Below are 6,402 nucleotides of genomic sequence, written 5' to 3'. Positions count from 1 at the left end.
CCGAAAAGATAGCCTACATGGGCCCTGAGGGTAGTTTTACCCACCAAGCTGCCGAAAGTAGATTTGGAGCCTTAGGAGATTATATTATGCTTCCTTCTATTAAGTCAGTTTTTGAAGCAGTGGATTCAGAAAGAGTTCGTTTCGGTGTAATTCCAATAGAGAATAATCAAGCGGGAATAGTTTACGAAACGGTCGATCTATTGAACGAAATGGATGTTCAGATTGTAGCTGAATTAAAGCTTTCCATCCATTTTGCTTTGGCATCCTCTGTAGATAAGTTGAAAGGCATCAAGCGAATTTATTCTAAAGACATTGCCTTTAGGCAATGTCGAAGTTTTTTGAATAAATATTTTGAACAACAGGAAATTGAAGAAATTCAAGTTGAATCAACGTCAAAAGCTGCAAAAATGGCAGCTGAAGACCCAGAAAGTGCCGCCATCTGTTCTGAAATAGCCGCCAAACTCTTTGGCTTACCTATGGTTTTTCAAAACATTGAAGATAATAGCAATAATAGGACTCGTTTCTTTATTCTTTCGAAGGAGTTTGAAAATCAACCAACAGATACGGATAAAACTACCCTTATAGCAAGGCTGAACAACACTGAATCGGCTGGAGTTTTGGCAGATTTTTTAAATGAATTCAAAAAGAATAAAATCAATATTACCAAAATAGAAAGTCGCCCTTATAAAGGCGATCAAGAGTTTAACTTTTGGTTCTTTATTGAAGTTGAAGGAAATTATAAGCAGAAGAACTTAGCAGAGGTCATTGCCAAATATGGTAAGGAAATTAAGGTCTTGGGTTCTTATGTGAAGAATATTTAGTCGTTTCATCCACGACTAAATATTCTATTTTAAAACTGCTGCTGCAGCCAAAATATCCTTGTTAATCTGCTCTTTTAGCACTTTAATATCGGAGAATTTCATTTCTGTACGGATATAGCTTACCGTTTCCACTTTAAGATTTTCTCCGTATATATCGTCATCAAAATCCAAAATGTGGACTTCTTGGGTAATGCCAGTTCCTTCTACGGTAGGTCTGTTTCCTATGTTCATTACACCATTAAAGATTTGGTCTCTCAAATGTACTTTTACAGCATATACCCCAATCGCTGGAATTAACTTATACTTTTTGGAGACATTAATATTGGCGGTGGGGAATCCAATGGTTCTGCCCAACTGACGACCTTTTTTTACTAAGCCCTGAAAGGAGTAGTTTCTTCCTAAAAGTTCGTTAGCGGTCTTTATATCGCCTTTTTGTAAAGCAATTCTTATCTTAGTTGAGCTTATCGTAAGGCTGTCAATTTCTTGCCTTGGAATTTCTACAATATCAATTTTAAACCTTTCAGAATTAAGCTTTAGATAATCAAAACCACCTTCTCTATTTTTGCCAAATCTATGGTCGTAACCGATAACGAGGGTTTCCGTACCTATTCCAGATATGAGAATATCTTCAACGTATTTTTCGGAACTTAACTCAGAGAATTCTCTGGTAAAAGGAAGAACTAAAAGGTGATCAATCCCTAGGGAAGACAGCAGTTCAATTTTCTCGTCTAGATTCGATAGTAACCTAAGATTTTCTCTGTCTGGAGCCACCACCAGTCTAGGGTGAGGCCAAAAGGTGATAACCACGCTTTCCCCATTCGTTTCTTTTGCAGCTTGCAAAAGTCTAGCAATGATTTTTTGATGACCCATATGGACGCCATCAAAGGTTCCACTGGTTACTACGGCGTTTTTAAGAGGAGTAAATTCTTCTAAGCTTCTATAAACTTTCACGTATTGCTCTAATTTTTTCTGAGACGCTTATCACATCTTCTGCGTCTTCAACAGAGAAGTCCCCAATTTTGGTTCTTCTAAGACTTGATAAATGTGCTCCTGAGTGTAGCAGTTTCCCAAAATCGTTGGCCATACTTCTTATATATGTGCCTTTAGAACAAACTATTCTGAAAGAGATGACAGGGAAATCAGTGTCATCAATTTCAAATTCCTTTACATCTACTTGTCTTACTTTTAGTTTGATCTCTTCCCCTTTTCTAGCGGCATCATAGGCTCGTTGTCCTTTTACCTTTACGGCAGAAAAAATGGGAGGAGTCTGCTCAATGAGTCCTGTCATTTTTTTGACAGCTTCCTTTAAATCTTCTTTTGAAATGTGTTCTGTAGGGAATACTTCATCTATTTCAGTCTCTAAATCGTAAGATGGGGTTGTGCCGCCCAGCGTAAAGGTGCCAGTGTATTCCTTTTCTTGAGCCTGATATTTCTCGATTTCCTTTGTTTTTTTTCCTGTACAAAGTATTAGCAAGCCGGTGGCTAAGGGGTCAAGTGTACCAGCATGGCCCACCTTCTTATATTTACCAGCCCATCTTATCTTTTTTACAGCGTCAAAAGAAGTCCAAGTTAATGGTTTATCAATGAGTAATACAGTACCGTTTTCGTCGAAATAATCCATTAAATTTTCAAGTCGTAACCCATGGCCATCATGCCAAGAATTAGTAAGCCTAGTGCTATTCTATAGTAACCGAATACCTTAAATCCATATTTTTGAAGGAATTCAATAAAGAATTTGATAGCGGCCAAGGCCACAATAAATGCCACTACATTTCCTATCGCTAGAAGCTGAATTTCTTCGCTACTGAAAGATAAAGCACCGTCCATATAGCCTTTAAGCATTTTATAAGCTGATGCAGCAAACATGGTAGGTACGGCTAAAAAGAAAGAAAATTCAGCAGCAGATTTTCTGCTTAGTCCTTGTGTCATACCTCCAATGATAGAAGCCGCAGACCTAGATACACCAGGAATCATGGCAATACATTGGAAGAAACCAATTTTAAGGGCTGTTGGGTAGCTGACCTCCTCATGTTGGGGCTTTCCCTCAAATATTTTATCTATAAATACTAGGAAGATTCCTCCTAATAATAACATGACTGCTACGACAATAACATTTTCTAAAAGCATGTCGATATAGTCGTTCAGTAAAAAGCCAATAACGGCAGCGGGCAAAAATGCCACCAACAATTTATAGTAGAAATCTAAAGACTGAAGGAATCTTTTCCAGTACAGAACTATAACAGAAAGTATGGCTCCAAACTGGATATTTACTTCAAATATTTTTGTGAAATCTTGGTCGCCAATCCCCATAAGAGAAGAGGCTATTATCATGTGACCTGTGGAGCTTACAGGTAAATACTCCGTTATACCCTCTATAATTGCGAGGATGATAGCTTGAATAAAATCCATTATTAATTATGCTTTTTTCTTTAGTATGGCGTATAGTTCAATCATGAAACCACAAAAAACAATGATAGGTCCGAGTGTAATTCCTAAGAATCCGAAGCCAAATTCTTCTTTGTCTAATGTCATGATAATAAATCCAGTCAAAATTACTCCAATACCAATAATCATAAAAAGAAAATTACTTTTCCCAAATGGTAAGTCTGCTGAAATGGAAGATGTTTTTCTATCTACTGTTTTTGCAGCTGGCTGCTCAGAAATAATATCTTTCTTAGTTGTTAGTTTTCTGTTCTTTGACATAAGGTCTGTTTATTAATATAAATCGTCTAAATCTACGTTTAAATATTTATTTATAGATTGGAAAGTACTTACTAGTCCAATTAAAGGGCCTAATATTAACATAATGGCAATGACATAAACCATCATAAGTTGGTTTTGAATCAAACTCAAGCCTTCCAGCTCGCTCAAGGCTAACTGTTGCGTGATCAATATCAAGACAGATGCTATAACCCCAGCAATTAAGCCTTGCAAAAGGCCTTTGCTGATAAACGGTTTTTGAATAAATGCATTTGTCGCTCCAACCAGCTGCATGGTCCTTATGATAAAACGCTGTGAGTACAATGCTAGCTTTATGGTATTATTGATAAGTAGGATGGTAGCGATTAAGAAAATGAGGACAATGGAAGCTAAAATCAAATAGGCTTTATTGGCATTTTCTGTGATTCCGTTAACAAAGTCTTTGGCGTAATCTGCTTCATAAACACCAGGAATAGCTTCTATTTTTATTTTCAATATAGCCAACTCTCCCTCATTTAACAGTTCTTCCTTTACTTTCAAGTTGAATGCATCTCTGAAGGGGTTATCTCCTAAAATCTCTTCATAGCTTTCGTTGGTTTCTGCTAAGAAATTTTCTGCGGCAGTTTGGCTTGATATAAAACTTATAACACTACTATCGCCGCTTTTTTCTATTTCAGGAAATGCCATAAGAGCCATTTTAACAGAATCTATCTTGCTGGCATCTAGATTTCTATCAAGGTAAGCCTGAACTTCAATGTTCTGTTTGATATATTTTATGAGCTCTTTTGACGAAAACGCCACCCAGCCACAGAAACCTATAAGAAATAAGGCCACCGTCAAACTGACGGTAATTAGAATGCCAGGATAGCTACCAAGTTTTTTGTTTGATTTCATTTGCTCTAAAGGTTAAACAAAGATAATCTTGTTAATGGAAAAGAAAGAGTCGTTTAGGCTTTTTTAAGAATTTAAATTCTCTGCTTCAGCTTTCCATTCGGCAATATTCTCTGGAATGTTTTGCTCAATGATTTTAGTAACGATATCAATAATCTCTTCAAGCGGCTGGTCTTTATCGAAATAGATGGGTTGTTTGAACCTAACCTTCAGATTAGTATTCCTTTTTTTATAGCTCAGACCGGTTTTGTTAAAAGCCCTTCTAAATCCATCAATAACCACCGGGACAATAACGGGGTTATTCTCTTTAATTAAGTGAGCTGTACCTTTTCTAATAGGAGCATAAGCCGTAGTAGTACCTTGCGGGAAGGTCACTACCCAGCCGTAGTCCAAACCCTTTTTTACATTATCAGCAGCAGAGGTGTCCACTTCTCGTTTAACATTTTGCCCTTCAGCACGCCACGAACGCTCCACCATAATGGCACCAGCCAAGCTAAAAAGTTTGGGTATAAGACCCGACTTCATGGTTTCTTTTGCGGCCACGTAAAAGGTTTTTCCTCTTGGAGAAAACAGGTAAAAAGGGTAAAGCTTATTATACATACCCCATTTAGCAGCAGAAAATATATGATAAAATGTGATGACGTCAGCAAAATACGTTTGATGATTGGAGATGAAAAGTACATTGTTGTTTGGCAGCTGCTTAAGGTAGTTGCCACCTTCAATGGTTAATTTATTAGCTACAGCCAGACGCCAATAAGTAGGCCAACCCGCTACAAAAATCACCAATCTCTTTAACAGTAAGGGGTAACCAAAAGGGTCAATTTGAAAAATGCCAAAAATGTCAATATAATTCAATATCCTGGCCATTGGTTTATCACCTATGGCCTTAAAGGGAAGGAAGTTTCTTAAGATTTTAAGCATATGATTTTTATATACCCCAAAATAGCAAAATAATTGGAGTAAAAACGCAGATTAGTTTCTGCGTTCTATTTCATCTCTAATTTTGGCAGCATTTTCATACTCCTCATTTTCTAGAGCTTCGTTAAGTTTTTGGTTAAGCTCACTCATTGTAAGGTCAGAAAGCAATTTGTTTCCTTGAACTTCCACCGTAATACTTCTTTGAGGCTTTTCTTTTGGTTTAGCGTCATCCTCTATATCTTCGGTATTTACCCCAGCTTCATCAAAGACACGCTTATTGGTGAAAATAGAGGCGTTAAACCTTAAAGCAATAGCAATGGCATCTGAAGGTCTTGCATCAATATTTTTTTGTCTTATACCGTCAGAACAAACTATTTTGGCATAAAACACACCATCCTGAATGTCTGTAATCAAAATCTCTTCTACGGTGAAGTCAAAGGAATTTGAAAATGACACGAAGAGGTCATGAGTTAAAGGTCTTTTAGATTCTATTTTTTCCAGTTCAATGGCAATAGCCTGAGCCTCAAACATTCCAATAATGATCGGCAGTCTTACGTTTCCGTTTTCTTCTCCCAAGATCATTGTAAATGAACCAGCCTGAACTTGGCTTGGAGAGATATCTAATATTTCTAGTTTTATTTTATCCACTTCACAAATATAAAAAGACTGTTTTAACCTTCCACAGAAACTGAAATTTCAAATTTAATTTTCTTTCCAGCTTTTAAAATGATAAGACCCTCTTCGTTATTAAAAGCATTTGTATTACAGGATTGCGGCTCAATAGCAATACAATCTCTACTGGCCGGGGTATGTAAAATGAAATAGTTAAGTTTATTTTTACCGGTCTTTTGAGAAACAATTAACTTCTTTTTCTTCCATCTAAGTTCTATCTCAGAAGTATTGCCTTCCTCTTCTATTCCATAAACATGGTCTAGAATGGTATTTTTAAGATTAATTACTTCAGCTCTTTGTATTTCAAACTCACTAGTTGGTATAAAGTTGTCTGATAGTTCTATCTTTTTCCTTTTCGGGGCTTTAACTGTCATTTCGCCAATGGCTTCTCCGTCAAAAC

8 protein-coding genes and 1 pseudogene are annotated in these 6,402 nt (G+C 36.8%); 1 reads left to right on the top strand and 8 read right to left on the bottom strand.

Annotation, left to right across the window (positions count from 1 at the left end):
- Window positions 1–821, top strand: an 821-nt coding sequence (gene pheA / locus ACTBZY_RS23975) for a prephenate dehydratase (RefSeq protein ID WP_463048937.1), incomplete at its 5' end; no start/stop codon positions are given.
- 24 nt (window positions 822–845) lie between these two features.
- On the opposite strand, the gene ACTBZY_RS23970 is transcribed toward pheA, so the two are convergent.
- The 8 genes and pseudogenes from ACTBZY_RS23970 to ACTBZY_RS23935 form a co-directional block, all read right to left on the bottom strand.
- Window positions 846–1,772, bottom strand: coding sequence for a bifunctional riboflavin kinase/FAD synthetase (locus ACTBZY_RS23970; RefSeq protein WP_463048936.1), 927 nt, complete (start codon window positions 1,770–1,772; stop codon window positions 846–848).
- Window positions 1,759–2,442, bottom strand: a complete 684-nt coding sequence (gene truB / locus ACTBZY_RS23965; RefSeq protein WP_463048935.1) for a tRNA pseudouridine(55) synthase TruB — start codon at window positions 2,440–2,442, stop codon at window positions 1,759–1,761. Before truB ends, ACTBZY_RS23970 begins: the two co-directional genes overlap by 14 nt.
- The gene (locus ACTBZY_RS23960) at window positions 2,442–3,230 is read right to left on the bottom strand and encodes an undecaprenyl-diphosphate phosphatase (protein WP_463048934.1); all 789 of its coding nucleotides are present in this window, start codon (window positions 3,228–3,230) and stop codon (window positions 2,442–2,444) included. Before ACTBZY_RS23960 ends, truB begins: the two co-directional genes overlap by 1 nt.
- Window positions 3,231–3,236: 6 nt before the next feature.
- Window positions 3,237–3,524 (bottom strand): DUF3098 domain-containing protein, encoded by a 288-nt coding sequence (locus tag ACTBZY_RS23955; protein WP_463048933.1) that lies wholly within the window; start codon window positions 3,522–3,524, stop codon window positions 3,237–3,239.
- A 12-nt stretch (window positions 3,525–3,536) separates the two neighbouring features.
- On the bottom strand, window positions 3,537–4,415 hold the full coding sequence (locus ACTBZY_RS23950; RefSeq protein WP_463048932.1) for a cell division protein FtsX: 879 nt from the start codon (window positions 4,413–4,415) through the stop codon (window positions 3,537–3,539).
- A 63-nt stretch (window positions 4,416–4,478) separates the two neighbouring features.
- Window positions 4,479–5,333 (bottom strand): lysophospholipid acyltransferase family protein, encoded by an 855-nt coding sequence (locus ACTBZY_RS23945; RefSeq protein ID WP_463048931.1) that lies wholly within the window; start codon window positions 5,331–5,333, stop codon window positions 4,479–4,481.
- Between the two features lie 51 nt (window positions 5,334–5,384).
- Window positions 5,385–5,978, bottom strand: a complete 594-nt coding sequence (locus tag ACTBZY_RS23940) for a bifunctional nuclease family protein (RefSeq protein ID WP_463048930.1) — start codon at window positions 5,976–5,978, stop codon at window positions 5,385–5,387.
- A gap of 23 nt (window positions 5,979–6,001) precedes the next feature.
- Window positions 6,002–6,402 (bottom strand): annotated as a pseudogene (locus tag ACTBZY_RS23935) (hypothetical protein); the annotation flags it as partial.

This window comes from Arcticibacterium sp., from assembly GCF_055134445.1.
Note: the sequence above shows the minus strand (reverse complement) of the source record. Positions and strands in the feature narration are given on the sequence as shown.